This is a genomic window from Burkholderia sp. Bp8986 (genome assembly GCF_003854225.1).
Taxonomy (GTDB): domain Bacteria; phylum Pseudomonadota; class Gammaproteobacteria; order Burkholderiales; family Burkholderiaceae; genus Burkholderia.
Genome location: NZ_QTQM01000223.1, coordinates 1 through 356 on the forward strand (window position 1 = coordinate 1; position 356 = coordinate 356).

Genomic DNA, 356 nt, shown 5'->3' on the forward strand with positions numbered 1-356 from the left:
AACCCCTGTACTCACCGTGAAAGGGTGATGTCCTAGGCCTCTAGACGAAGGGGACAACGTACTGCTTACATCTTTAATACAAAAGCCCGCTCAAAACGTTCATTTGAACGGGCATTGTTCTGGCGGAGCGGACGGGGCTCGAACCCGCGACCCCCGGCGTGACAGGCCGGTATTCTAACCAACTGAACTACCGCTCCAGCTTTCTTCACTCTCACCTGCAGGACCTCGTTCACGTCCTGCAAGCGTTGCGACACTTCTACTACGAAACGCCGCTGAATCCTGGCGTCCCCTAGGGGATTCGAACCCCTGTACTCACCGTGAAAGGGTGATGTCCTAGGCCTCTAGACGAAGGGGAC

At 55.9% G+C, this 356-nt stretch carries 2 tRNA genes; both read right to left on the minus strand.

Features of this window, described 5'->3' with window-relative positions:
- Positions 1 to 120 precede the first annotated feature (120 nt).
- Positions 121 to 197, minus strand: a tRNA-Asp gene (locus tag DID99_RS36990).
- 83 nt (positions 198 to 280) lie between these two features.
- Positions 281 to 356 (minus strand) — tRNA-Glu (locus tag DID99_RS36995).